Origin of the sequence: Mycetocola sp. BIGb0189 (assembly GCF_024810155.1) — a bacterium.
Lineage (GTDB): Bacteria > Actinomycetota > Actinomycetes > Actinomycetales > Microbacteriaceae > Mycetocola > Mycetocola lacteus.
In genome coordinates this window covers 255,153-279,766 of record NZ_JANUED010000002.1, presented here as the reverse complement: position 1 = coordinate 279,766, position 24,614 = coordinate 255,153, and the positions used below count along the sequence as shown (strand labels likewise).

The following is a 24,614-nucleotide window of genomic DNA, read 5'->3' as shown; positions in this document are numbered from 1 at the left end:
TGCAACACCGCTCTGATAGGGAGTTACATTGACGACACAGGTAGTAATCCTCGCCGCGGGCATGGGCACGCGTCTGGGGCGCTCGCTCCCCAAATCACTGACCGAACTCAGCGACGGCCGCACCATCATGCAGCAGCAGTTCGACAACATCCACCACGCCTTCGGCAAGAAGGTCAAGATCACCGTGGTGGTGGGCTACAAGCTTGAGCACATCATCGAGGCATTCCCGGATGCCGACTTCGTTTTCAACGAGCAGTACGACCAGACCAACACCTCCAAGTCGCTGATGCGCGCCCTGGCAGCCTCCTCCAACGGCGGCGTGCTGTGGATGAACGGTGACGTGGTCTTTGACCCCGAGGTTCTGGTTCGCGCGGCCAAGGTTGTGGCCACCGACTCCTCGTTTGTCACCGTCAACACCGACAAGGTCTCCGATGAGGAGGTCAAGTACACGGTCGGCGCCGAGGGATACATCAAGGAACTCTCCAAGACCGTCAAGGGCGGTCTCGGCGAGGCCGTGGGCATCAACTACGTCTCCTCGAGCGATAAGGCTGCGCTGCTGCGTCAGCTGGGTCGCGTGGATGACCAGGACTACTTTGAGCGCGGCATCGAGCTCGCCATCGAGCAGGACGGCATGCTGGTTGAGCCGATGAACATCTCCGACTTCTACGCGGTCGAGGTCGACTTCGCCGAGGATCTCGAGCGCGCGAACCTCTTCGTCTAGATTGTGTGCGGGTGGGTAGCCACCCATTTCCCACGCTTTGAACACCCCGAGTCTTCGGCCCGCCTGCGGGTCGGCGTCACAGGGTGTTGCGTTTTTGCCGGTAGATTGAGGCTGTGATGAGTACGACCACCCCACCCCGGCCGCGCCGTTCCCGCGCCGAGCGCTATCGCAGCGCGCTCTGGCTGCTCACCAAACGGGACCTGCGTGTGCGCTATTCCACCAGTGCCCTGGGGTATTTCTGGTCCATCCTGGACCCGCTGGTCATGGCCGGAATCTACTGGTTTGTGTTTGTTGTGGTCTTCAAGCGGGACGGGACGATCGGCGAGGACCCGTATATCGTCTTTCTGATCGCCGGCCTGCTCCCCTGGATGTGGTTCACCGGAACCATCTCCGACAGCACCCGCGCGTTCCTGCGCGAGGCCAAGCTGGTGCGTTCCACCTCGATCCCCCGCACCATCTGGGTCGCCCGGCTTGTGCTCTCCAAGGGGCTGGAGTTTTTGGCTTCGATCCCGGTTTTGGTGATCTTTGCGGTGATTTTTGGGGCGCACGCCAACTGGTCCCTGGTGTGGACGTATCCGCTGGCGATCATCCTGCAGGCAACCCTGGTGCTGGGCATCGGTCTGATCGTGGCACCGCTGGTGGTGTTCTTCCGTGATCTGGAGCGCGCCGTGAAACTCATCCTGCGCTTCATGTTCTACGCCTCCCCAATCGTCTACTCGACCCTGGACATGCCCAAGGAGATTCAGTCCTGGGCCGCGCTGAACCCGCTGAGCGGCATCTTTGCGCTGTATCGTTCGGGGCTCTATCCCGAACAGCTGGTGGCCTTCCCGGTGATCATGTCCGTCATCATCTCGGTGGTGGTTTTGGGCATCGGCCTGCTCGTCTTCCGGCGCTGTGAGCGCGCGGTTCTCAAGGAGATCTAATGACCGAACCGATCATCTCGGTGACCGACCTGGGCATCCAGTTCCGCCGCAATAAGGCCCGTCGCCGCAGCTTCAAGGACCTGTTCGCCGGACGTAAGCGGCGGGCGCGCCCGAACCAGTTCTGGGCGTTCCGCAACCTCACCTTTGACGTGGCACCCGGCGAGGCCATCGGCGTGGTCGGCCGAAACGGCCAGGGGAAGTCCACGCTGCTCAAGCTGGTGGCCGGCGTCATCCTGCCCGATGAGGGTCGCGTTCGGGTCGGGGCCGGAGTTGCACCGCTGATCGAGATCACCGGCGGCTTTGTCAGCGACCTGTCGGTGCGCGATAACGTGTATCTGACCGCCGGGCTACACGGCATGTCCAAGGCCGAGGTCGCCGCAAGATTTGATGAGATCATCGACTTTGCCGAGATCCAGGATTTTGTTGACACCCCGTATAAGCACCTCTCCAGCGGCATGAAGGTGCGCATCGCGTTCTCGGTAATCGCGCAGCTGGATGAGCCGGTGATCCTGGTGGACGAGGTGCTGGCGGTGGGCGATAAGTCGTTCCGCGAGAAGTGCTACCGCCGCATCGACGAGTTGCTTTCGGCGGGGAGAACCCTGTTCTTCGTCTCGCATAACGAACGTGACCTTCGGCGTTTTTGCAGCCGGGGCCTGTACCTTGACAAGGGAAAGCTGGTCCTGGATGGGCCTATCGGCGAGGTTCTCGATCGCTATAACGAGGATTATAATAATCCCACGTCCTAATCCGGGCGGACCCGTCCGGACAGGGGGGAAGGGGCACGCATGGCGAAGAAACCACCGGTCTACGTGGTGACGGGGGTTCCCGAGCCCGAACGCTCCCCCGCTGATCCCGCCAGCATCGATGCGGTCCTGCTCCCCGACACCACCGCGTCGGCGATCCAGGGCGCTTCACGTCGCCCCGGTAAGCCGGGCCCCGTGGGCTCGACGACCGATCCAGCCTGGGTCCGCGGGATCGACCGCCTGCTTTCGGTTCAGCGTCCGCTGGTGCTCGCACATATTCGCTCGATTCGTCGCCGCCATCCCCATGCCACCGGTGATCAGATGGTGCGCATCCTGGAGCGCCGCTATCTGACCGCCGTCACCTCCGGCGGCGCCGCGGTCGGGGCCACCGCGATGGTGCCCGCGATCGGTACCGGCATCACCATCGCCCTCTCCGGCGTGGAGACCGCCGGTTTCCTGGAGGCCACCGCCCTGTTTGCGCAGTCGGTGGCCGAGGTCCACGGGATCGCCGTGAATGATCCGCTACGGGCGCGCGCCCTGGTGATGACCCTGATGCTCGGCAATGCCGGCAGCGACCTGGTCAAGAACTTCACCGGAGATATGCTCGGGCAGGGTAACAGCCGCCGGGCGCACTGGGGACGCACGATTGCCTCCTCGATGCCGCAAATGGTGATGGGTCCCTTTGCCGACCAGGTGAAGTCTCGCTTCATGAAGCACTTTGTCGCCACCCAGGGCACCACCCTGGTGGGCAAGGCCGTGCCCTTTGGCATCGGCGCGGCCATCGGCGGGGTGGGCAACCATGTGGCCGGGCGCGGGGTAGTCACCAGCGCGCGCACGGCCTTTGGCCCGGCCCCCGTGCGTCTTCCCCAGGAGCTCGAACCGTTGGAACGCGCCGAGCCCCTGGTGGGACGTGTCCGCTCGGGCATCCGCGACCTGGGTGAGAAGATCCCGCGAGCCCTACCCGGACGTCGACGCCCCGGAAAGCCCGAGGCCCCCGGGAAGAACCGCACATCGCGGCCCGAGGACCCTCAGAATCTCGCCTAGGCGTTCTCCTGGGCGGCGTATTCGTCCCACCGCTCCATCAGGGTGTCCACGGCCGCGTGGAAGCGTGCGGTCGCTTCCCCCGGGCTGGTGTCGCCAAAGTAGTGGCGTGACCAGCGGCGCAAACGGGCGGTCGCGTCGGCGTCATCGCGCACCCGCCCAACCTCGGCCACAATCCGTGCCGCCCCCTCGGTCGTGAGCCACTCACACTCCTGCAGATAGCCGCCCGCGTCGATCTCCGCCGCGGGGTTCACCGGACGGGTAACCAGCACGGGCTTGCCCACGGCGAGGCGATCGTAGATCATTGCCGAGATGTCCACGATGGCCACGTCCGAGGCGGCGAGCTGCCACCCAAGCTCGATGCCCTGGTCGTAGACGTGCTTGGCCTGGGGGTCGGCATGATTGGCGTGCTGGATCATCGAAATGATCTCGCGATTGGCCTGCGCATACGCGTGGTCCATGACGCCCGACCGCGGATGCGGGCGATAGATCACCCGATGCTGTCCGGTGGCCAGCAGGTTTTTGACCAGGGTGACACCATGCGTCGCGATGGATCCATAGGCCGCCGAGGCCCGGTCCCCCTCCCAGGTGGGGGCGTAAAGCACCACGGTGCGCTCATCCGGAACAAACGGCAGTCGACCGGCGAAGTGATCGGCCTGCGGGCGACCGATCGCGAAGGTGCGGCGATCCAGATCGTAGTCCCACAGCGCCTGGGTGAGCCGTTCTCGGGCGGCGTCTCCGGCGATGAAGGCGTAGTCATATGACTTGAACTGGTTCGTGGTCATATACATCTTGTCGCTCTCACCGTGATTGATAAACACGTGCCAGCGACGCCCGTAACGGAACATCTGGAAGTTTTTGGCGTTCTGATTGACGTAGAACACGATACGAATGTCCTGCTCCTCGAGGGTGTCCTCCAGCTCGCGGACCGTGCGCACGTAGGCCACATCCAGCGGGGATTCCTCCAGGAGCTGCGCGGCCGCGGTCGCGGTGCGGGTGAGCACAACCACCGGCCACTTTTCGGCGAGACCCGCGAGCGGCTGATACCACTGACGCATCTGGTACATGTTGACCTTGCCATCGGCAAAATAGACGGCGATCTTGAAGTGACCGGGGGTCAGCGGGGTCAGTGCGGCCAGCCGATGGGCAAGATCGGCCCGCGCACGGCGATTCGCGATCGCCTCGCCGAGGAGGTTTAGAGCCTTGCGGCCGTCGGAGATGACACCCATGTACGTTTCGTATCCAGTCGTTTACGTTGTGTTCGTTGCAGATTAGTAGATCGGTGGACGCCCGGCCCGGGTCATCCGCCAAATTGTGCGCCAGCTCAGGCGCATGCGTCCACCCGGGGGTGTGCGAATTCCCTCGCGCCAGCCGCCAAACCAGGGCTTAAGCGCCTCAGGTTTGCGCCACCATCGGGCGATTGTGGCGAGGGTCCAGATTCCCACGTAGGCGATCCCCAGCGGCAGCGGGAGATTACGCCGGGCAATCCAGACGCGGTTACGCGCCGTTAACCGATAATACTGGCTGTGCCGGGTCTGCTGCACGACGGGGTGGAACGCCCGCAGGTCTCCCGCGTACCAGGCGCGCAGGTCCTGATCCCACACCCGCCACGCCAGTTCGATCCCCTCATGGGCATAGAAGAACGGCTCCGCCCAGCCGCCGGTGCGGTCAAAGACCGCGCGCGGCAGCAGGATCGAGGCCTCCATGCAGGAAAAAGCCGGACCGGATTCGCTCGGGTCGGGGCTGCCCGCGCGCGGGATCCAGTGTCGCAGGGTTTCCCCCGATTCGGGATCCATCATCCGCGGCTGCACCAGACCGATGCTGGGGTCGGCCCGGATCAGCCCGATCGCCCGGGACAGGTAGTCGGTGTCGGGTAACCAGGCGTCATCATCGAGAAAGTAGATGTACTCCCCGGAAACCTGCGCCGCACCGCGGTTACGCCCGGCGGGGATGCCCTCGTTGGTGGCCAGGGCGTGGGCGCGCACACCCGCGGGCAGATCCACCGGCTGGTAGCCGTTACCCACCACCACGATGTCGAGGTGAACGCCGGTCTGGGCGAGCACACTGTCGATCGCGCGGCGCAGCTCCTCGGGGCGACGACCCTGGGTGAGGATCGCGACGCCCACGCTCGGCTGACCCGCGCCGGCCCGGTCCGTGCCGGAGCCTCCGCCGCTAGGCACGCAGCCGCTTCGAGGTCATGATGGCCACAAAGTGCCCAAACAGGGTGATGATGCCAAAGACCAGCAGGAACACCAGGGTCCCGCGCATCGCCAGCTCGCCGCCGATGAACAGTCCCACCACGGCCCCCACGAAGATCACCATGGTGAGCTCCACCGAGTGGAACAGGCGGTGGAAGGGCAGGAAGCGGGCGATCCGACGGGCCGCCTGCAGCAGACCCGGCTGCGGAGCCGACTCGCTCACGCTGTAGGTGAGTTTGGGGGCACCGTAGGCGGCACGGGCATTGCGGACCATGTCGTTGAGCGCCTTGTTCAGAATGATCACGATCGCGAGCCCCATGCCCAGGGTGGTCCAGAGGTAGTCCTCGGGGGCCTCGAACGGGTAGCCGGCGGCGCGAATGGCCAGCGCGATGGGGATCAGGGTCTCGGTTGAGTAGTGTCCCACCGAGTCCAAGAACGTGCCAGCCGGGGACGAGGTCTTGCGCCAGCGCGCCACCTCGCCATCCGAGCAGTCCACAAGCATCTGCAGCTGGCCGAAGATGAGGCCGAGTACCGCACCCCAGATGCCGGGGATCAGCAGGACTCCGGCCACACACCATCCAGTGAGGATCATGATGCCGGTGACACCGTTGGCGCTGATCCGGGTTCGCAGCAGCGCCATGGTCAGATACGGCGAGAGGTCACGCAGATACAGCGAGGCGACCCAGTGCTCGGCGTTGCGTCGGGATCGAACCTCCGGCGGCTGAGCCACGGCGCGCAGCTCGGCCAGCGAGCCGGGTCGGGTGTAGCGAGGCTGAGAGTCGGTCATCGGCGGTTCTTACCTTCGTTTTTCAGCGCCGAGGTGGACCCGGCAAGGGAGAGATATCCCAGGATAAACCCGATGCCCCAACAGAAGTGAATACACGGGATGACAAGCAGGAACCAGGCCATCGCCCGCGGGGAATCCTTGGATCCCACGGTGAGGGTGGCCAGCAACACCAACAGCACATAGCCGGCCGGCGCCACCCATCCCCACACCAGCAGATTCGGGGTGCCCAGCACGGCTTCCACCGTGCCAATAATGCCCAAAATGATGCCCACGGTGACCACGAGAACCATCAGCGGCGGCGCAAAGTAGCGGATGATTCCCCGGCTCGGGAACGTGCGGCTGAGCTCCCCGCGCCAGAGGCCGGTGGAGAAGAACTGGCGAATCAGCCGGTTCAGGCTGGGTCGCGGACGATAGACCACACGCATGTCGGGGGTGAACCAGACCGTTTCGCCGCCCTTGGCCAGGCGGTGGTTGAGCTCCCAGTCCTGACCGCGTTTGATCCGCTCGTCAAAGAGCCCCGCGGCCTCCAGCGCATCCCGACGGAACACACCCAGGTAGACGGTTTCGGCCGGCCCCTGGGTACCACCCACGTGATGGGGGCTGCCACCGAGTCCCACCCGGCTGCCGTAGGCTCGGGCCACCGCCTGCTCAAACGGGGTGGTGCCCCGGGCATCCATGATGCCGCCCACGTTGGCGGCACCCGTGCGCAGGATCGTCTCTACCGCCACCGAGGTGTAGTTGGGCGGCAGCACCGAGTGGGCATCCACCCGCACCACGATGGGCAGGGTGGTGGCACGAATGGCGATGTTGAGCCCGGCCGGGGTGGAACCCACCGGGTTGTCGATCACCCGAATCCGGGGGTCCTCGGCCGAGAGGGCGGCCACCAGTTCATTGGTGCCGTCGATACTGGGCCCCACGGCGATCGCCACTTCAAAGGGGCCGGTATAGTCCTGAGCCAACAGTGAATCAACGGCCGCACGTACGTGGGTGACGTCGTTGAGCACCGGCATAACGTATGAGACGCCGGGTAACGTGGTCTCGGAAGGGGCAGAAAAATGCTCCGACATGGTCTCCGCTCGCGGTATTGTCCGAACTAGAGCGTATCAGTCTCATCCGGGGTCATGCTGCGGGAACGCCGCAGCCGGGTGTTCACGTCCCCAGAAACGGCGACGCCCGCCGTGTTGGAAAACACGACGGGCGCGCGGTGGCTCTGGAAGGAAGCCGAGGGATCGGGCCTACTTCACCGAGAGGGTCGCCAGGGTCACGTTGGCGGTGCCCTGGGTGGTGCCTCGTACGTAGGTGATCTCCACCTTGGTGTCCGGGGCGTAGGCACGTACCTGAGCGGTCAGGTCGTTGGCGCTGGAGACGGGCTTGCCGTTCACGGCGGTCACGATGTCACCGGCACGCAGTCCGCCGGCCTCGGCGGGTCCACCCGCGGTGACGTCCTTGATCAGGGCGCCGGCGGTGGTCGCATCGGCCACGGTCGAGGCATCCTGAACGGAGGCACCCAGCAGGCCGTGGGTTGCGGTTCCGGTCTTGATGATCTCGTCGGTGATCCGCTTGACGGTGTTCGACGGGATCGCGAAGCCCAGACCGGCGCTGGCACCCTGGGTGCTGTTGTCGCTCTTACCCGGGTCCACGATGGCCACGTTGATACCGATCAGCGATCCGCTGGAGTCCACCAGCGGTCCACCGGAGTTACCCGGGTTGATCGGAGCATCGGTCTGGATCACGCCGATCGGCACCTGAGCCTTCTGCTGGCTCGGCTGCTGAGTCTGCGGGTTCTGACCGCGCAGGTCGAAGCCCCAGTTGTGACCGTCGGAGTTACCCGAATCACCGTTCTGGTCGTTTCCGCCGGCGCTGGAATCATTCTTCGGCACCGCGGTGGAGGGCAGGCTCAGCGAGCGGTTCAGCGCGCTGACAATACCGTTGGTCACCGAGTTCGGCAGATCCAGCGGGGCACCCACGGCGATGGCAGCCTGGCCGACATTGAGCTTGTCGGAGTCGGCGAAGTTGATCGGGGTGAAGTCGCTCACGCCGTCCACCTTGATCACGGCGAGGTCGTTCAGCGGGTCGCTGCCAACAACCTTGGCGTCGTAGCGACGACCGTTGCTGTCCTGCACCTTGATGGCCACATCCGTGGTGGCACCATCCAGGGTGACCACGTGGTTGTTGGTGACGATGTAACCGTCCTTGGTCAGCGCGGCACCGGAACCGGTCGCGCTGCCGCCCTGGGACTGCACCGAGATGGTGAAGGTGCTGGCCAGCGCACGGTGGGCGGCGGCGGCAATCTGGTCGACCTTGGTCTCATCGTTGACCGAGACGGTGCCGGCACCCACGTTTCCGGTGGAGGAGATGTGGGACTGGTTCGGGGCGATCAGCGCATAGGTGGCCGCACCGATTCCACCGCCGAGCAGGGCACCAACCGCGAAGCCCGCGACCACCAGGACGGGGGCGCGACGCTTCTTAGGCCCGGGGGCCGCAAAGGCGTTCCCCGAGTTCGGGGGTGTGCCACCGAAGCCGGATCCGCCGGCGGCGTGGGCACCGGGGTGCTGGGCACCCGAGCCGGGGTAGGCCGGAGCGGCCCCCGGGTAGGCGGGAGCCGCGGCCCCGTAGGCCCCCGGAGTCGAGGCGTGGGCACCCGGTGCCAGCGGGGTGGTGGCCGCGGTGGGCGCGGCACCGTGAGCGGCCGGGGCGATCGGCGTGGTGGCCGCGGTGGGCTGAGCCGCGTGTCCGGGCTGAATCGGGGTGGTCGCAGCGGTCGGTGCCGGGGCTGCGGGCTGCACGGGCTGGGTCGGCGCGGTGTGCTGGGCCGGGCTCGCGGGCTGAGCGGCGTGGGTCGATGCCGTGGGCTGCTGTGCCGTCGGCTGGTGATCCGTGTGCTGCTGTGCGGCGCTATACGCGTTGGTCGGCTGCTGTGCCGACGGGTAGGCGGGGGTCGCCGGCTGCTGCGACTGGGCGGGGCCCGCGGCGGTGTATCCGTCGTGGGTGGGCAGCGGCGGAGCCGGACGCGGCTCGGTGGCCTGGTGCGCGGCGGGGGTGACCGGGGCGGCCGGGCTCACCGGCGCTGCCGATCCGGCCGGGCTGGCCGGTGCGGCTTCCGTGGCACGGTGTGCGGCGGGGGCATCGGTGGCCGGCACCTCGGGCTGAACCGCGGTCTCGGTCTGGTCGGCCGATACTTCGGGCAGAACCCGCGTCTCGGTCTGGGTGTCCGTGGCGTCTGTGGTGTTGGGGGTAACGGCGGACGTTTCGCCGGTGCCGTCGGCCCCGGTAGTCGGATCGACCTCGTGAGGGTTGTGAGTCATGATTGCTCCTTCCAAGCACAGCCAGCTTGTCGTGCGAACCTGAACGTTTCTTAAGCGCCAGCTGTGGAGTATCCAGCGCCCTGTTTTGCCCCGGATTTCCGGGGTTCCGTAACGATACGACTTCTTCATCGTAGCCGCCGCTAGGCTGGAGCGGGCCGGAAATGACGCCGACCCTTACACATTCTTTAGCAAAAGGACTGGGCATGAACGCTCTCGCTGGTTGGTCTCGAGCCGCAAGAGGTGCGGGGCTCCTCTCCCCCACGGGTGCCCCGGCCGCCTCAATCTTCTCCGAGATGAGCGCCCTGGCGAGTGCAACCGGGGCGATCAACCTGGGGCAGGGATTTCCGGATGAGGACGGCCCGAGCGAGGTCCTGAACGCGGCCCGGGAGGCCATCGCCGCCGGCGTCAATCAGTACCCGCCCGGACGCGGGACCGCGGACCTACGCCTGGCAATCGCCGAGCACCGTTCTCGCTTCTGGGGCGACACCCCCGATCCCGACACCGAGATCCTGGTCACCGCGGGCGCCACCGAGGCCCTCGCGGCCACCATCCTGGGTCTCACCCAGCCCGGGGACGAGGTGGTGACCTTCGAACCCTTCTATGACGCCTACGGCGGCCTGATCGCGCTGGCCGGTGCCACCCACGTGACCGCAACGCTGCACGCCCCGACGTTTACTCCCGATCCCGATGAGCTGCGGCGAGTCATTACCGACCGCACTCGGCTGATCATCGTGAACACCCCGCATAACCCCACCGGCGTCATGCTCTCAACCGAGATCCTGGACCTGCTGGTGGAGCTCGCCCACCGTCACGACGCGATTATCGTGACCGATGAGGTGTACGAGCATCTGACCTTCGAGCGCACCCATGTGCCCGTGGTCACGCGCCCCGGCGCGGCCGAACGCACGCTGACCATCTCCTCGGGCGGCAAGACATTTGCCACCACCGGATGGAAAATCGGCTGGATCAGCGGCCCGGCGGAGCTCATCACCCGGGTGACCACCGTCAAGCAGTTCCTGTCCTACGTCAATGGCGCCCCGTTCCAGCCGGCGATTGCGGTGGGACTACGCCTGCCCGACACCTACTTCACCGGGATCGCAGCAACGCTGCGAGGACGCCGCGATCGCCTGGCAGCGGGACTCTCAGCGGCCGGATTCGGAGTATCGCTACCCGACGCCGGGTATTTCATCGTCGCCGATACCGCGCCGCTGGGCTTTGCCGATGCGACCGAGCTGGCGCGCGAGCTCCCCGGAAAAATCGGAATCGCGGCGATTCCGGTGTCGGCCTTTGTCCTGCCCGAACATCGCGATCACACCCGCAGTCTGCTGCGCTTCGCGTTCTGTAAGCGGGACGAGGTTCTCAGCGAGGCACTTACCCGTCTGGAGACCCTCACGGTCTAGGCTGCCGCGCGCTCGATTTCACGCTCGGTGGCGAACATTGCCGGACGCTCAGTGGCCAACATGGCCGTCCGTTCGGCATCGAAGAAGTGTGGGGCGTGCACCGCGAGGTCCGAGCTAAACCGTGCCGCACAGTCGGGGCAGCGATCTATCTCCAGGTACGTCGCGATTGTCAGCGTGGCTGAGCACGCCCCACACAGAATCGCCGATTCACCCCAGGCTGAGCGCGGCCAACGCTCAAGCCGATGATCGGCGTCTTCATCATGGCAGCGGAAACACGGGTAATAGCGAGAGCAGCACGGCACGAGGAATGCGACAATGTCGCGATCACCGGAATAGTGAACGCAACGAGTCTCCTCGTCCAGGGTTGCTCCATATACTCGCACGTTGCCCTCCCCAAGGCATTTTTCGTTTGCTCATGTGCCACCGAGATTACCGCAAATCACAGGTATTTCCGAGGTTTTTCCCCAGATTAGGGCCGGTAAAGCGGCCCCAGTTGGGGGGCAAAAGCGATGCCAGGAGCGACGATTGATAGCGAAATCTCGCGTAAATCCGCGGATCTATTCGGTTTTTGTGGGGAGCGGCGATCCGGCACGGGGCAGGACCCGATAGCGGCGCAGCGAGAGCGCCGGATTGGTTTCGCGCACACCCTCGATGTGGGCCGGATCGAGGTCTCCCAGGGCCAGACCGGTTTCCGCGCCAAGGGTCGCCAGCGCGATCCCGGCCGGGTCAACGATCACGCTGGCTCCGATGCCCCCCGGTGCGCTCTGATCGGCGGCCACCACATAGGCGGTGTTCTCGATCGCCCGAGCCGCGGTCAGCGTGGCCCAGTGATGCTCCTTGTGTCGACCCGGAACCCACTCGGAGGGCACCAGGATGACGTCGGCGCCGGCATCCACCAGCACTCGGGAGGACTCGGGGAAGCGCAGGTCGTAGCAGGTCTGAAGCCCGAAGGTGAGCCCATCGATCCGGAAGAGCTCGTCGGGACCCGAGGTGTCGCCCGGGGCGATCCAGTCGCTCTCCCGGGTGCCAAAGGCGTCGTACAGGTGCCGCTTGCGGTAGCGCGCCTGAATACGACCACTCGGATCCAGGGCGACAACGGTGTTGGAGACGTGATCGGTGCCCAGGGACTCAAACATCCCAAACACAATCCACAGCCCCAGCTCGCGGGCGATCGCCGAGATCCGCTGAACGAAGGCACCGTCCAAAGGCTCGGCAAACTCGCGCACCTCGGGGCCGAAGGGCGGCCGGAACCAGGCGGAGTACTCGGGGAACACGATCAGCTGGGCACCACGATCCCGCGCGGCGCGGGCGAGTCGAAGCATCTCGGTGTGATTGTGGTCGGGCTGGTCATCGGGGGCGAACTGTCCGACGGCCACACGTACGATGGCGGAGTCCTGGGTCTCGACGGTCATGGAATCCAGCCTAGCCCCGGGAACGCCGAGGTGGCGGCCCCCGCGGCGTGGTGCACGGACGTGCAGTTGAACGAGGCCGGGCGGGGATCATTGAGCGATCCGAGCGTGCGTCCAGAGCTTCGGATGCGTGTCGCATCACGCACTCCCAATTCGATCCACCCCGGGACCCGAGCGTGCGGTCGGTCCCGGGGTGGATCGTTCAGGCTAATGGTCGACCGTGTTCCCCCCAAGGTAACGGTCGACCCGAATGATCCACGTGATACGGGGTCCCCCGACCACATATCCCACACCGCACTGCTGCGGTGCCGACTCTTTGAACCCGAATCTCAGAACCGGGTGAATCACTAAGTAAAGACTATGGCGGGCATTCCCGAGCACCGAGAGTGCTGTCGCAATCTGTGTGCCACATTGTCGCCGCACCGCGGCAGCCCTGCGGCGTACAGGGCATAGCAAAAGGCCCCCGGAATCCGGGGGCCTTTTCTTGCGATCTTGTCGCGATGGTTGCGGGGGCAGGATTTGAACCTACGACCTCTGGGTTATGAGCCCAGCGAGCTACCGAGCTGCTCCACCCCGCGTTACGTTTATTAGCTTATCACGCCCCCGCAGACGAACCAATTCGAGCCGCGGGGTCGGCGCGTCCCCCGCGGGGCCAGGCAACAAAAAATCCCCGGATCTTTCGATCCGGGGATTAGGGTGTTTCCACCATGGTTGCGGGAGCAGGATTTGAACCTACGACCTCTGGGTTATGAGCCCAGCGAGCTACCGAGCTGCTCCATCCCGCGTTACGTTTATTACTCTACCGAGTAGATCCACGAAGCGCCAATCGAGCGATTCCGTCGGCGTGGCGCGGGTCCTCCCCCACCCTCACAACACGAATGGCGCCACCCGAGGGATGACGCCATTCGTGCGGGTGCCGGTTACTTCAGCGCGGCGTTGGCGCGGTCAACCGCGTCACTCAGCGCCTTGTCGGCGGTGCCATAGGCGGCCCAGTCTCCCGACTCGAGCGCCTTCTGCTTGTCCTTCATGGCCTGGGCGGCATCATTCAGGGCGGTGCGCAGGTCCTCGGCCTTAGCCGGGTCCACCGGCGCATCGGTGCTCGGGGTCTCGGTACCGGGATCCGGTTCACCGGTTCCCGGGTTTTCGGTCCCACCCGGCTCGGTCGGCACGATGCCGCCGTCGCCGGCGCTCGCACCCGAGTCTCCACCGAAGAGCTCATCCAGAGCCTCATCCAGCGTCGACTTGAACGCGATCTTGTCACCGAAGGCCACCAGCACACGCTGCAGCAGCGGGAACTTGGTGGTACCACTGGACTGCACGTACACGGGCTGGACGTAGAGCAGACCGCCACCCACGGGAACCGTCAGCAGGTTACCGTTGATCACCTCGGTCTGACCCTGCTTCAGCAGGTTGATCTCCTTCGAGACCTCCTGGTTCGCGTTGAACGTGTTCTGCACCTGACCCGGTCCGGGGATCGCATCCCCCGAAGTCAACGTGAGCAATCGGAGCTTGCCGTAGTCGGCGCTCTTTTTACCCTTCTCGTTTCCGGCGTTTGCATCGGCGGCCAGGTAGCCGGTCAGCACGTTACGGCTGTCCTCACCCTTGCCCGGCGGAATGAAGGACGAGTAGAGCGAGAAGCTCGGCTTGTCCTGACCCGGCATCTGCATCGTCAGGTAGTACGGCGGCTGCAGGCGCGGGTCGTCCTTCTTGGACTGCGGGTCGGACGGGGTGATCCACTTGTCGGTCTCCGAGAAGAACTGGCCGGCGTTGGTGACGTGGTAGTCACCGAGGATCTTGCGCTGCACCTTGAACATGTCGCTCGGGTAGCGCACGTGGCTCAGCAGGTCACCACTCATCTCGGAGATCGGGCGGATCGTGTTGGGGTAGATCTTCTGCCAGGTCTTCAGGATCGCGTCATCGGTGTCCCACGCGTAGAGCTTCACCGAACCGTCATACGCGTCCACGGTCGCCTTGACCGAGTTGCGCATGTAGTTGATGTCATCCAGCGCGAAGGACTGTCCACCCTCGGAGTCCTGAATCGAGTTCGACAGGCTCACGGTCTTCGAGTAGGGGAAGTCGGCCGAGGTGGTGTATCCATCCACGATCCAGACGATCCGGCCGTCCACTACCGAGGGGTACGGGTCCGAGTCCAGGTCGAGGTACGGGGCCGCCTTCTTCACGCGGGCCGCCGGGTCGCGGTCGTAGAGGATCTGCGAGTCGTTGGTCACATCCGAGGACAGGAAGATCTGCTCGGACTGGAACTTCAGCGCGTACACCAGCTTCTTGAAGATGTTGTCGAGCTTGGGTCCACCATCACCGGAGAAGGTGTAGTAGGCCTGCTGGTCACCCTCGCGGCTGGCCGGGTAGTCCAGCTCGATCGGGTCGGTGCCCTTGGGGGCGCCCACGATCGAGTAGCGCGGCGACTGCTCACCGAAGTACACCCGCGGCTCGAACTTACCCAGCTCACCGGTGGAGGGGATTCCCGACTGCATGAAGACGGGCTGACCATCGGAGGAGCGCTTGTTACCGTAGGCGGCAACCAGGCCATAGCCGTGGGTATAGACCAGCGAGGAGTTCACCCAGTTGGCGTCCAGGCCGGCCTGGTTGAGCTCACGCACGGCGACCACGGCGTCCTGGCTGCGGCCGTCGATCTCGTAGCGGTCAACGTCCAGAACCTTGGGGAAGCTGTAGTACTGCTTGAACTGCTCCAGCTGCTGGAACGACTTGGTCACCACGGCCGGGTCGATGATCCGGATGTTTGCGGTGGTCTCGGCGTCCTGACGCAGTGCGCCCGGCTCGGCATCGGTCGTGGCGGCGTAGGGAATCTCTTCCACATCGCTCAGCCCGTAGGCCGCCCGGGTTAGGTCGATATTCTTCTGCAGATAGGGGGTTTCCAGGGCCTTCTCGTTCGGCTGAACCTGGAAGCGCTGAACCAGCGCCGGGTAGGCAAGGCCCAGAACCAGCGCGGACACCAGCAGCAGCGCGGTACCCACCACGGGCAGGCGCCAGCGGCCAACAAACGCGGTCACAAAGAACAGGATGGCCACCAGGGCGGCGATACCGGCGAGGATCATCTTGCCGGGGATCGTCGCATTGGCATCGGCATAGTTCACACCGGTGAACCGGCTGGACACGGTGGTCAGGGTCGCATACTGGTCAAGCCAGATCGACACGGCCTGCAGCAGCAGGTAGACGCCGGCGAGCACGGCGATCTGCACGCGGGCGTGCTTGGAGATGCGCAGCTCGCGACCGCTCAGGTGAATCGAACCGTAGAGGTAGGACACCACGGCGGTGAGGATCAGGCTGAGCAGGATCACGGCGGAGGCGAAGGCCACCACGCCGCGGAAGAAGGGGAGGTCGAACATGTAGAACGACGCGTCCAGACCAAACTGCGGGTCGGTGGTTCCGGTCGGGGTCGAGTTGAACCACAGCAGAACCTCCTTCCAGCGTCCGGCCACCGAAAGACCCGCGAAGAGGCCCAGGACTACCGGAATGCCGTAGGTCGCCAGGCGACGCAGCGGCTCGATCAGTTCCTGGTAGCGATCCAGCTGGCTGGAGAGCTTGGCATAGACCGGCCGCAGGCGGTAGGCCAGCTGAATGCTGAGCCACACCGGCACCGCCATGCCGATAAAACCGATCAGGAACATGGCGCTGGTCCCGATCCACTGGGTGGCAAGCACCTCGGTGAATCCCAGCTGGTCATACCAGAGGAAGTCCGTATAGAAGCCGGAGAACGCGAAGAATGCGACGACGAGCACGCCGACGATAATCACGGTCAGGGCAAGGGGAGACCTCTTTTTTCTGGGGGCTGAAGTTGATGCAGTATTTGATGCTGACGTCACAGTAGGCCTTCGTTGGTATTCGGGGTCGTTACCCCAGTCTACGCGGGAAACGCCGGGCGAGTCCCGCCCGGCGGCGCAATTTCATGTCGCTGTCGGCACTCCCCTAGGAGGCGGGTGTCCCCACTTCGGGGGTAGCCGGTGTAACCGGTGCGGCACCGGTTGTTCCCAGAATGTTCAGGCTGGTGATCCAGAGACGATCCAGTTGTGCGGGATCATTGAACACCTTGGCAAACAGCACCAGCCCCTCCAGCTGAGCAACCAGTGCACGCGCGGTGTCCCGCGCCGGCACCAGGGAGGGTGCAAGATCTCCGGCCTGGACGGCCTGGGTGAGCGCGGCCTCGATTAGATCCAGCTGCTCCTCAAAGATGACCTGCAGCCGGTCTCGAATGACCTCATCCTGCCCCCGCATTTCCAGCGCCAGGTTCCCGAAGAGGCATCCGGTGATCGCCCCGGTGTCGCGCAGGGAATCGGTTTGGACTTCAGCGGTCAGCGTAAACAGATTCTGCAGACGCTCGCGAATGCCCACCGGCGCACTCAGAATCTGCGCCCACTGCGCACCCTGTATCTCCCAGTGAGCATCCACCACCGCCAGCGCGAGCGCCTGCTTGGACTCGAAGTAGTAGTAGAAGCTGCCCTTCTGAACCCCCGCTTCCGCGCAGATTTCGGCGACTCCGATCGCGTTATAGGGCCGCTGCCCGAGAAGGCGGGCGGCCGCCGCGAGGAGTCGTTCGCGGCCATCCGAGGTTCGTCCCATGTTGCTATTTTACGACCGGTCATCTATTAATGGAAATGTCATTAGTTGACCGACCGTCTATAGGAGACATCATCATGAATAATCAGCAGCGCGTCGCCATTATCTCGGGCGCATCCCAGGGCATCGGCGCCAGCCTGGTCGCCGCCTACCGCGAGCGCGGATACGGGGTCATCGCGACCTCACGTTCGATCGAGCAGGATACCGACCCGGACATTGTGGCCATCGCCGGGGACATCGGAGATCCAGCAACCGCCGAACGCGCGGTACGCGCGGCCCTCGAGCGCTTTGGACGCGTCGACACCGTCATCAATAACGCGGGACTCTTCGCCTCCCAGCCGCTGACCGCGTTCACCTCCGCGGACTATGAGGCCACCATCCGCACCAATATCGGCGGCTTCTTCCACCTGACTCAGGCGGCGATGCCGGCCCTGATCGAGTCCGGCTCCGGCCACGTGGTCAGCATCACCACCACGCTGGTCGAGCACGCCGATGCCCGAGTTCCCGCGGCCCTGGCCGCGCTCACCAAGGGTGGCATCACCGCGGCAACCCGGGGGCTGGCAATCGAATACGCCGACCGCGGCGTGCGGGTCAATGCGGTCTCCCCCGGCATCATTCGCACCCCCATGCACCCCGAGGAATATCACGCGACCTATGCAGGCATGCACCCGCTCGGACGCATGGGTGACATCCAGGACATCGTGCGCGGTGTGCTCTATCTCGAGGATGCGGGATTCGTGACCGGTGAGATCCTGCACGTCGACGGCGGACAGAGCGCGGGCCACTAGTGATGTCGGACGGCTCAAAAATGAACGCAACAGAGTCCGAAGCCCGGGACATCCTCACCACGGCACTGAACCGCTGGGGTGCCGCGGTGGCGACCGGAGATACCGCCCGCATTGCCGACCTCTATACGGCGACGCCGGTCTTCCAGGGACTGCGGCCCGGCCCCGAACGCGATCGTGCGGGCGTCGCCGACTACTACGCCCACCAGCCCATCGGGTTGACACCGACGTTCACCCCGCTCGACGTGCGGGCACTGGGTGAGCACACAATCCTCGCCTTCCTCGCCGTGGACTTCGCCGCGCCGGGACGCCCGGTGGTGGCCACACACCTCACCGTGCTGCTCACCCGGGTCGATGATGAGTGGCTCATCGAGCACTATCACGTCTAGGTGCGCCCGACGCCGCTCGGCTAACGGGCACGGCGGCCTCCCCACCCTACTTGCAGGTGGGGAGGGCGTCGAGGTCGCCCTTGTTCTTGATCGTATCCAGGACCTTCAGCGAGTCGGTCAGTTTCTCGGTGGAGAACACCCGCAGCCCGTCGGGCACGTGACCCACGACCTCGTCACAGTTCGAGGCGGGGGCCAGGAAGTAGGTTGCCCCGGCGTTCTTGGCCCCGTAGAGCTTCTGCCGAATTCCGCCGATCGGCCCCACGGTTCCGGCCGCATCGATGGTTCCGGTGCCGGCCACATGCGCGCCGCCGGTGAGATCATCACCGGAGAGCTTGTCGATGATCCCCAGGGCAAACATCATGCCGGCGCTGGGTCCACCGATGTCGGCCAGGTTGATCTTGACCTCGAAGGGGAAATCGAACACCTCACCGGTGCCCACGCCGATTACCGCGCGCTGGGAGCCGTCGCTCGCGGTGGCCAGGGTCGGCGTCATATCGATTTTCAGCGGGGCACCATCGCGGGTGACCTCCATCGTCAGCGCCTTCTCGGTCCCGTTCTCCTTGACCAGCTTCTGCACACCCTCGAGGTCTTCCACCGGGGTTCCGTTGACCGAAACGACCTCATCGCCGACCTTGAGCTTGCCATCGGCCGGAGCACCGCCCTGAATCATGGTGACCCGGAGGTGCGAGGGAACCGCATACCCCTGGTGCTTGAGTGCCGCGGCGATCGCGTCCTGCTGGGAGCTGACCATGAGCTGCTGGTTCTGCTCATTGCGCTGATCGGTGGTCACACCGGCCGGGTAGATCTCGTCAATCGGGACCACGGTGCGCTCCCGATCAAACCAGGAACCGATCACGCTGAGCCAGGTGGCCGGACGCTCACGGTCGCCCAGCAGCTGAACCGTCAGCAGGTCAAGGTTGCCGGTGGTTTTATGGGTCTGCTCACCGTTAATCTCGATGATCGGGACCTCTTTGTTCTTGATCATCGTGGTGCCCAGGGTGTTTTCCACCGGGCCCGGCTGCTGCACCAGATAGGTACTCGGGGCGAAGGCCAGAATCAGCAAAAGGCCCATCGCGACCAGCAGAAACACCCAACCGGTGCGGCGACGACGCGCACGCGGGTCACTCTGCTGTGCGGCATGGGGCTGTTCAAATAGCGACACGGGGGCCTTTCCTCAACACAGAGCCGCACCATGGGAGCCATGATGGGGCATAGACATCCAGACTAGGGCCTGGAAACCTCAAATTCACTGAGATCCACTCACTCCACACCGGCGACACCGCACAGGGCGAAGCCCGCGCCGTGCTGGGTGGTGAGTTCCTCATCCTCGCCACGCAGCGTGCAGGAGACCTCGCCGTCGGGCTGTTCGCTGACAATCCGAATCTCCGCATAATCGCCCACCCCGATATCCAGCCGAATGGGTTTCAACGCGATCAGGGTGTCGGAGTATTCGGAGCCATCCGGACGCAGCACGGTATAGCGGGCGGGTACGGGAGAGGAAGCCCGGAACTCGACACTGATGGTCCGTGACCCCTCGGCGGGCGTCACATCCACGATCCGGGTTCCCGCGACGCCGCCGCTGTTCACCGCAACCCCTAATCCCAAAAGCAGGCACAGCGGCACCACCATCAGCCAGCCCAGTGCCCCCACACATACGGCGACGATGGACAGGGTGCGACCGCGTCCGGCGCGCTGAATCGCCACCGCGCCGGCACCGGTGGCCAGGCCGCGCCGGGCCAGGATGCACTGCCAGAGGCCAAAGATTCCGACCGGGAAAAACAGAATTGTTCCGGTGATCGCCAGCGCCAGGTTGGGACGCAGCGGCACCACCTCGGTCTCACGGAGCAGCGCGGGTTCGGCATCGGTAGCCTCGGGGGCCGCACGGTCCAGCGGCGCCGGGAAGCTGGGAAGGGCCTGGGCCGGATCCACCTCGTTCACCTCATGCGGGAACGACGCCGACGGGTCGCCAGCGTCATGATCCGGGGTGTGCGGGCTGATACTCGGGTCCATTCCTTCGGGGATGTTACTCCTCCATCCAACCATGAATTTGTCCGGGGCCCGGTTTTCGGCTCGGCACGCACACTGTTCGCGGCGGGCGGACGATAATTGCCCGAAAAACCGATGCCGCTTCGGGACCTACCTGTAGCGTAGAAAGGGCTACTTGGAGCATTCGGAAAGGTGGCACACGTGCCAGACGAAAACGCAGGCAACCCCGAGGACGAGTTCCGCGAAATGCTGAACCGGTTCATCTCCGGGCAGGGCGGTATCGACCCGTCGCAGCTCGCCGGTGCCGCCGGTCTGCCCGCCGATCCCGCCGCGCTCTCGGCCATGCTGAGCCAGCTGCAAAACGCGATGCGCGGATCCACCGATGGCGGCGTCAACTGGGGTGTGGCCGGAGATCAGGCACGCCAGATCGCCAACGCCCAGAGCGTGGACACCCCCGAGGAGCAGCGCCATGCTCTAGAACAGGCTCTCAACGTGGCCTCGCTGTGGCTCGCCGATGCGACCACATTCTCCGAGCTGAGCGCCTCCCCGACCCTGGTCAGCCGTGCCGAATGGGCCCGATTGAGCATGCCGGTCTGGACCGAGGTGGCCGAGCCGGTTGCCAGCAGCATCTCCGATGCGCTCGCCACGGTCCTGCAGGAGCAGGCACCCGAGGAGCTGCGAGGCATGATCGCCGGTGCCAGCCAGATGCTGCGCAGCGTGGGCGGTGCCCTGTTCGCGATGCAGCTGGGACAGGTTGTGGGTCAGCTCTCCAGCGAGGTGGTGTCCGGTGGCGACATCGGCATCCCGCTGATGGAGGATAACCACGCGGTCCTGGTCCCCCAGAACATCGCCGCCTTTGGCGAGGGCCTGGATATCCCCACCGATCAGGTTCAGCTCTACCTGGCCGTGCGCGAACTCGCGCACGCGCGCCTGTTCCGCAATGCCCGCTGGCTGCGCCTGCACCTGATTTCCGCGATTACCGCGTTTGCCCGCGGTATCTCGATCGACATCGACGCGATGGAATCCCTGGCCGAGGACTTTGACCCGAGTAACCCCGAGCAGCTGCGCAGCGCGCTGAGCAACGGCTCGCTGATTCCGCCCAAGACCGAGTCTCAGCTCGCCTCGCTGGCATCGCTGGAAACCACCCTCGCGCTGATCGAGGGCTGGGTCGACGTGGTCACGGCCCAGGCCACCGTGCGTTTGCCGCGGGCTCAGGCTATCGCCGAAACCGTGCGTCGTCGTCGCGCGACCGGCGGCCCCGCCGAATCGGCCTTCGCCGCGCTGGTGGGTCTGGAACTGCGTCCGCGCCGACTGCGCGAAGCCGCGGCGCTGTGGCAGGCCGTGACCGAGGCCGTGGGTACCGAGGCACGCGACGCACTCTGGGCACACCCGGATCTGGTGCCGACCGCCGCGGACATCGACGACCCCGAGGGCTTCATTGCCCGCCTCACCGCGCTGGCCCGCGGCGAGGCACCCGAGCGCGATGAAATGGATGACGCCCTGGATGCGCTGCTGCGCGGCGAATTCGGAAGCACCGACGGCAGCTCGACCGATTCGACCGAGCCTGGTCCGGACACCCCCACGGCCTAATCAAGGCGAACACACACATGCGCGAGATCCCTCGGGATCTCGCGCATGTGTGTGTTCGGGGGGGGGCTGCACCGGACAGACCGGTCAGGCGGCGGGAGCTGTGTCCCGAGTCCGCCCCATTCGCACAGCGCATGTCCGGGTGATCCGGAGCGCCGGGGCGCACACTCGATCCATGATGATCAAACTCAACCCCACCCTTCCGCTGCTGTGGCGCACCCCAACCGAGTTTCAGATCGGTTTTGACCCACCCGCCGCCATCACCCTCACCGCCGTGACGCCCGCGGTTGAGCACCTGCTGGGGGCGCTCTGCGCCGGTGCCACCGTGTCCCTGTTGGAGGAGCTCGGGGCACGGGGCGGATTGACCATCGCGGAGGTTCATGCGCTGCTCAGGGTGCTCGATCCCGCGCTCGAGGACCATCCCGACGCGGGTCCGGACCGCCGCCGATCGCGCATTCCCCGATGGGCAATTCTGGGACAGTTCCGCGGGCATCCGCACCCGCTGGTACGCGCGATCGCGCAGACCGCGGATTCGGTGCGGCTGGATCCTCCACGCACCACGCTCGCGGCCACCCGGCGCCCCGCGCTCGTGGTCCTGGTGGATAACTTTGTGATTCCGCCCCACCGCTACGCCCCCTGGCTCTCCGAGGAGATCCCCCACCTGGCCGTGGTGTGCTGGGATCGTCAGGTGCGAATCGGCCCGCTCGTGGAACCCGGCACCGGCCCGTGCATCGGGTGCGTCCAGCGCTCCGCGGCGGCCCGCGATCCCACCTGGGCATCCCTGGCGATTCAGGCACATCGGAGCCTGGCAGCAAGCGCTCAACCGCCGCTCTCGGCCCTGGCCGTGGGGCCGGTGTTGGCTGCGGTCCATGCGCGGCTGCGGGCGGATAGCCGAGAGCTCCGCACGGGGATCCTGGTGATGGATGGGTCCTCGATCCGCGGTCGGCGAGAACAGATCTTCCCGCACCCCGAGTGCGCCTGCGGTGCCGGCGACCCCGCGGGCTCGGGACCCGGGACTAACGGGTTGAGTGCCCCATTTCCGTGAGGAAACGGGACGGCATTCGGCTCCCACCACCGCGCGGTGCGCCCTCCGCCCAGGAGAGCATCAGGCGCGAGCGGGCGCGGGTGATGCCCACATACATGAGTCGCCGCTCCTCATCCACCATCGTCTCGGTGGTGGCGTAGCTAATCGGCACCAGTCCCTCGCTGAGTCCCACCAGGAACACCGTCTCCCACTCCAGGCCCTTGGCCGAGTGCATCGTGGCCAGGGTGACGGCCTGCTGGGTGGGTTCGGCTCCGGCCGCCTGACGCTCCAGGAGCTCATCGGTAAACATGCGCAGGGTTGTGCCCGGTGCCGCGCGGTCCACCAGGTCCATCAGCGTGTTCAGGGCCTCCCAGCGTTCGCGCAGCGCGCCGGGCTGCTCGGGTGGATCCACCGTCCAGCCGTGGGCACGCAGCACGTCGCTCACCGATTTGAACAGCGGCTCACCCACGATCGATACCGATGCTCCGCGCAGCTCCATCAGGGCCTGACGAATCTCGGGCCGATCAAAGAAGCGGGTCCCGCCGTGCATACGGAATGCCAGACCGGCCTCGTTCAGGGCCTGTTCAAACACCGAGGACTGCACGTTGACCCGGAACAGGATCGCGATGTCGGCGAGCTCGGTTCCCGACTCATGCAGCTCAAGGATCCGGGAGACCACCCCGCGCGCCTCGGCAAGATCGTCGCGGAAGCGGGCGGTGATCGGTGCCGGGCTCGCGGCCGCGCGGCCCGCGGTATCGGTCGAGGCGGTGGTGTCCGCGGCCCGCAGTTCCAGGGCGCCCGCCCGTCCCCGCATCAGGGCGTTGGCGTCCTTAATGATGGGGGCCGTGGAGCGATAGTTCCGCTCCAGACGCACGATGGTCGCGTCGTGATAGTTGCGTTCAAAATCCAAGAGATAGGAGCTGCGTGCCCCGGCGAAGGTGTAGATCGTCTGGCTGGCATCACCCACCACACACAGATCGTTGCGCGGGCCCAGCCAGGCATCCAACAGCTGCTGCTGCAACGGAGAAACGTCCTGGTACTCGTCCACCACGAAGTGCCGGAACTGTTCGCGCACCTGCATCGCCACCGAGGCCTCGGAGTGGATCATGCCCACACAGGTGAGCAGGACGTCCTCAAAGTCGAGCTGCTTGCGCTCATCCTTGAGATCCTCGTATCCCTGCTGCAGGGTCGCCACCTGCTCGAGCGAGATCGAGCCGATACCGGGCCGGTCCGACTCCGCATACTGCTCGATGCTGAGCCCACTGACCTTGCGCCATTCGATCTCGGCGGCCAGATCACGCAGCGCGGCGGTGTCCAGGCGGAGCCTGCGGGCCTCGGCGAGCTGACCCAGGAGTTTGCCCTTACCGCTGATCAGGGTGGGGAAGGCCCCGCCCACGGTGTGCGGCCAGAAGTAGTTCAGCTGGCTCAGAGCCGCCGAGTGGAAGGTTCGCGCCGATACTCCATGGGCCCCGAGCACCCGGAGCCGGGAGCGCAGTTCGGCCGCGGCCCGGGTCGTGAAGGTCAGCGCCAATACCCGGTTCGCCGCGAAGGTACCGGTCGCCACCCCGTAGGCGATTCGGTGGGTGATCGCCCGGGTCTTTCCGGTGCCGGCACCCGCCAGCACGCACACCGGGCCGCCGAGGGACTCGGCAACCACACGCTGGTCGGGATCCAGCCCCGCCAGCAGGGCCTCGGGATCGGTGGATACCGGTTGAAGGTTCAT

Annotated in this window: 20 protein-coding genes, 2 tRNA genes and 1 pseudogene; 9 read left to right on the top strand and 14 right to left on the bottom strand. The window is 65.5% G+C overall.

Going from position 1 to position 24,614, the window contains the following annotated elements:
• Positions 1-28: 28 nt before the first annotated feature.
• The 4 genes from M2390_RS03695 (at position 29) to M2390_RS03680 (ending at position 3,431) form a co-directional block, all read left to right on the top strand.
• Entirely contained in the window at positions 29-721 is a 693-nt protein-coding gene (locus tag M2390_RS03695) for a phosphocholine cytidylyltransferase family protein (protein ID WP_259177118.1), read from the top strand.
• 116 nt (positions 722-837) lie between these two features.
• Positions 838-1,644: an ABC transporter permease gene (locus tag M2390_RS03690; RefSeq protein ID WP_259177117.1), complete on the top strand. Its 807-nt coding sequence runs from the start codon at positions 838-840 to the stop codon at positions 1,642-1,644.
• On the top strand, positions 1,644-2,390 hold the full coding sequence (locus M2390_RS03685) for an ABC transporter ATP-binding protein (RefSeq protein ID WP_030148560.1): 747 nt from the start codon (positions 1,644-1,646) through the stop codon (positions 2,388-2,390). The genes M2390_RS03690 and M2390_RS03685 overlap by 1 nt, the downstream gene beginning before the upstream one ends.
• Positions 2,391-2,429: 39 nt before the next feature.
• Entirely contained in the window at positions 2,430-3,431 is a 1,002-nt protein-coding gene (locus M2390_RS03680) for a hypothetical protein (RefSeq protein WP_259177116.1), read from the top strand.
• On the opposite strand, the gene M2390_RS03675 is transcribed toward M2390_RS03680, so the two are convergent.
• The 5 genes from M2390_RS03675 to M2390_RS03655 form a co-directional block, all read right to left on the bottom strand.
• Complete coding sequence (locus M2390_RS03675; protein WP_259177115.1) at positions 3,428-4,657, bottom strand: CDP-glycerol glycerophosphotransferase family protein; 1,230 nt, start codon at positions 4,655-4,657, stop codon at positions 3,428-3,430. The genes M2390_RS03680 and M2390_RS03675 overlap by 4 nt on opposite strands.
• A 42-nt stretch (positions 4,658-4,699) precedes the next feature.
• Complete coding sequence (locus M2390_RS03670) at positions 4,700-5,608, bottom strand: glycosyltransferase family 2 protein (RefSeq protein WP_259177114.1); 909 nt, start codon at positions 5,606-5,608, stop codon at positions 4,700-4,702.
• Positions 5,601-6,413, bottom strand: a complete 813-nt coding sequence (locus tag M2390_RS03665; protein WP_030148556.1) for a CDP-alcohol phosphatidyltransferase family protein — start codon at positions 6,411-6,413, stop codon at positions 5,601-5,603. The genes M2390_RS03670 and M2390_RS03665 overlap by 8 nt, the downstream gene beginning before the upstream one ends.
• Positions 6,410-7,480, bottom strand: a complete 1,071-nt coding sequence (locus M2390_RS03660) for a glycosyltransferase family 2 protein (protein WP_259177111.1) — start codon at positions 7,478-7,480, stop codon at positions 6,410-6,412. Before M2390_RS03660 ends, M2390_RS03665 begins: the two co-directional genes overlap by 4 nt.
• Before the next feature lie 168 nt (positions 7,481-7,648).
• Positions 7,649-9,718, bottom strand: coding sequence for a S1C family serine protease (locus M2390_RS03655; protein ID WP_259177109.1), 2,070 nt, complete (start codon positions 9,716-9,718; stop codon positions 7,649-7,651).
• Between the two features lie 203 nt (positions 9,719-9,921).
• Here M2390_RS03655 and M2390_RS03650 point away from each other — a divergent pair, with 203 nt between their 5' ends.
• Positions 9,922-11,118: an aminotransferase class I/II-fold pyridoxal phosphate-dependent enzyme gene (locus tag M2390_RS03650; RefSeq protein ID WP_259177108.1), complete on the top strand. Its 1,197-nt coding sequence runs from the start codon at positions 9,922-9,924 to the stop codon at positions 11,116-11,118.
• Between the two features lie 173 nt (positions 11,119-11,291).
• On the opposite strand, the pseudogene M2390_RS03645 reads toward M2390_RS03650, so the two are convergent.
• The 6 genes and pseudogenes from M2390_RS03645 to M2390_RS03620 form a co-directional block, all read right to left on the bottom strand.
• Positions 11,292-11,501 (bottom strand): annotated as a pseudogene (locus tag M2390_RS03645) (CHY zinc finger protein); the annotation flags it as partial.
• Positions 11,502-11,675: 174 nt separating this feature from the next.
• Positions 11,676-12,530 carry a carbon-nitrogen hydrolase family protein gene (locus M2390_RS03640; protein ID WP_259177107.1) on the bottom strand — a complete coding sequence of 285 codons (855 nt, stop codon included), beginning with the start codon at positions 12,528-12,530 and terminating at the stop codon, positions 11,676-11,678.
• Between the two features lie 498 nt (positions 12,531-13,028).
• A tRNA-Met gene (locus M2390_RS03635) sits at positions 13,029-13,105 on the bottom strand.
• Between the two features lie 130 nt (positions 13,106-13,235).
• Positions 13,236-13,312, bottom strand: a tRNA-Met gene (locus M2390_RS03630).
• 135 nt (positions 13,313-13,447) lie between these two features.
• On the bottom strand, positions 13,448-16,369 hold the full coding sequence (locus tag M2390_RS03625; protein ID WP_396822484.1) for a UPF0182 family protein: 2,922 nt from the start codon (positions 16,367-16,369) through the stop codon (positions 13,448-13,450).
• 103 nt (positions 16,370-16,472) lie between these two features.
• Positions 16,473-17,123 carry a TetR/AcrR family transcriptional regulator gene (locus tag M2390_RS03620; protein ID WP_259177105.1) on the bottom strand — a complete coding sequence of 217 codons (651 nt, stop codon included), beginning with the start codon at positions 17,121-17,123 and terminating at the stop codon, positions 16,473-16,475.
• 74 nt (positions 17,124-17,197) lie between these two features.
• On the opposite strand from M2390_RS03620, the gene M2390_RS03615 reads away from it, so the two are divergent.
• Together M2390_RS03615 and M2390_RS03610 are read left to right on the top strand one after the other, a co-directional pair.
• Positions 17,198-17,908: an SDR family NAD(P)-dependent oxidoreductase gene (locus tag M2390_RS03615; protein WP_259177104.1), complete on the top strand. Its 711-nt coding sequence runs from the start codon at positions 17,198-17,200 to the stop codon at positions 17,906-17,908.
• 20 nt (positions 17,909-17,928) lie between these two features.
• Entirely contained in the window at positions 17,929-18,294 is a 366-nt protein-coding gene (locus tag M2390_RS03610; RefSeq protein WP_259177103.1) for a nuclear transport factor 2 family protein, read from the top strand.
• 46 nt (positions 18,295-18,340) lie between these two features.
• Here M2390_RS03610 and M2390_RS03605 read toward each other — a convergent pair whose 3' ends face one another.
• Positions 18,341-19,456 carry a PDZ domain-containing protein gene (locus M2390_RS03605; RefSeq protein WP_259177101.1) on the bottom strand — a complete coding sequence of 372 codons (1,116 nt, stop codon included), beginning with the start codon at positions 19,454-19,456 and terminating at the stop codon, positions 18,341-18,343.
• Positions 19,457-19,554: 98 nt separating this feature from the next.
• The gene (locus tag M2390_RS03600) at positions 19,555-20,304 is read right to left on the bottom strand and encodes a CD225/dispanin family protein (RefSeq protein ID WP_259177100.1); all 750 of its coding nucleotides are present in this window, start codon (positions 20,302-20,304) and stop codon (positions 19,555-19,557) included.
• Positions 20,305-20,481: 177 nt separating this feature from the next.
• Here M2390_RS03600 and M2390_RS03595 point away from each other — a divergent pair, with 177 nt between their 5' ends.
• A complete protein-coding gene (locus tag M2390_RS03595; RefSeq protein ID WP_396822480.1) occupies positions 20,482-21,870 on the top strand; it encodes a zinc-dependent metalloprotease in 1,389 nt (462 codons plus the stop codon).
• Between the two features lie 172 nt (positions 21,871-22,042).
• Positions 22,043-22,912, top strand: coding sequence for a TOMM precursor leader peptide-binding protein (locus tag M2390_RS03590; protein ID WP_259177099.1), 870 nt, complete (start codon positions 22,043-22,045; stop codon positions 22,910-22,912).
• On the opposite strand, the gene M2390_RS03585 is transcribed toward M2390_RS03590, so the two are convergent.
• A complete protein-coding gene (locus M2390_RS03585; protein WP_259177098.1) occupies positions 22,884-24,614 on the bottom strand; it encodes an ATP-dependent helicase in 1,731 nt (576 codons plus the stop codon). The two genes, M2390_RS03590 and M2390_RS03585, sit on opposite strands and share 29 nt — an antisense overlap.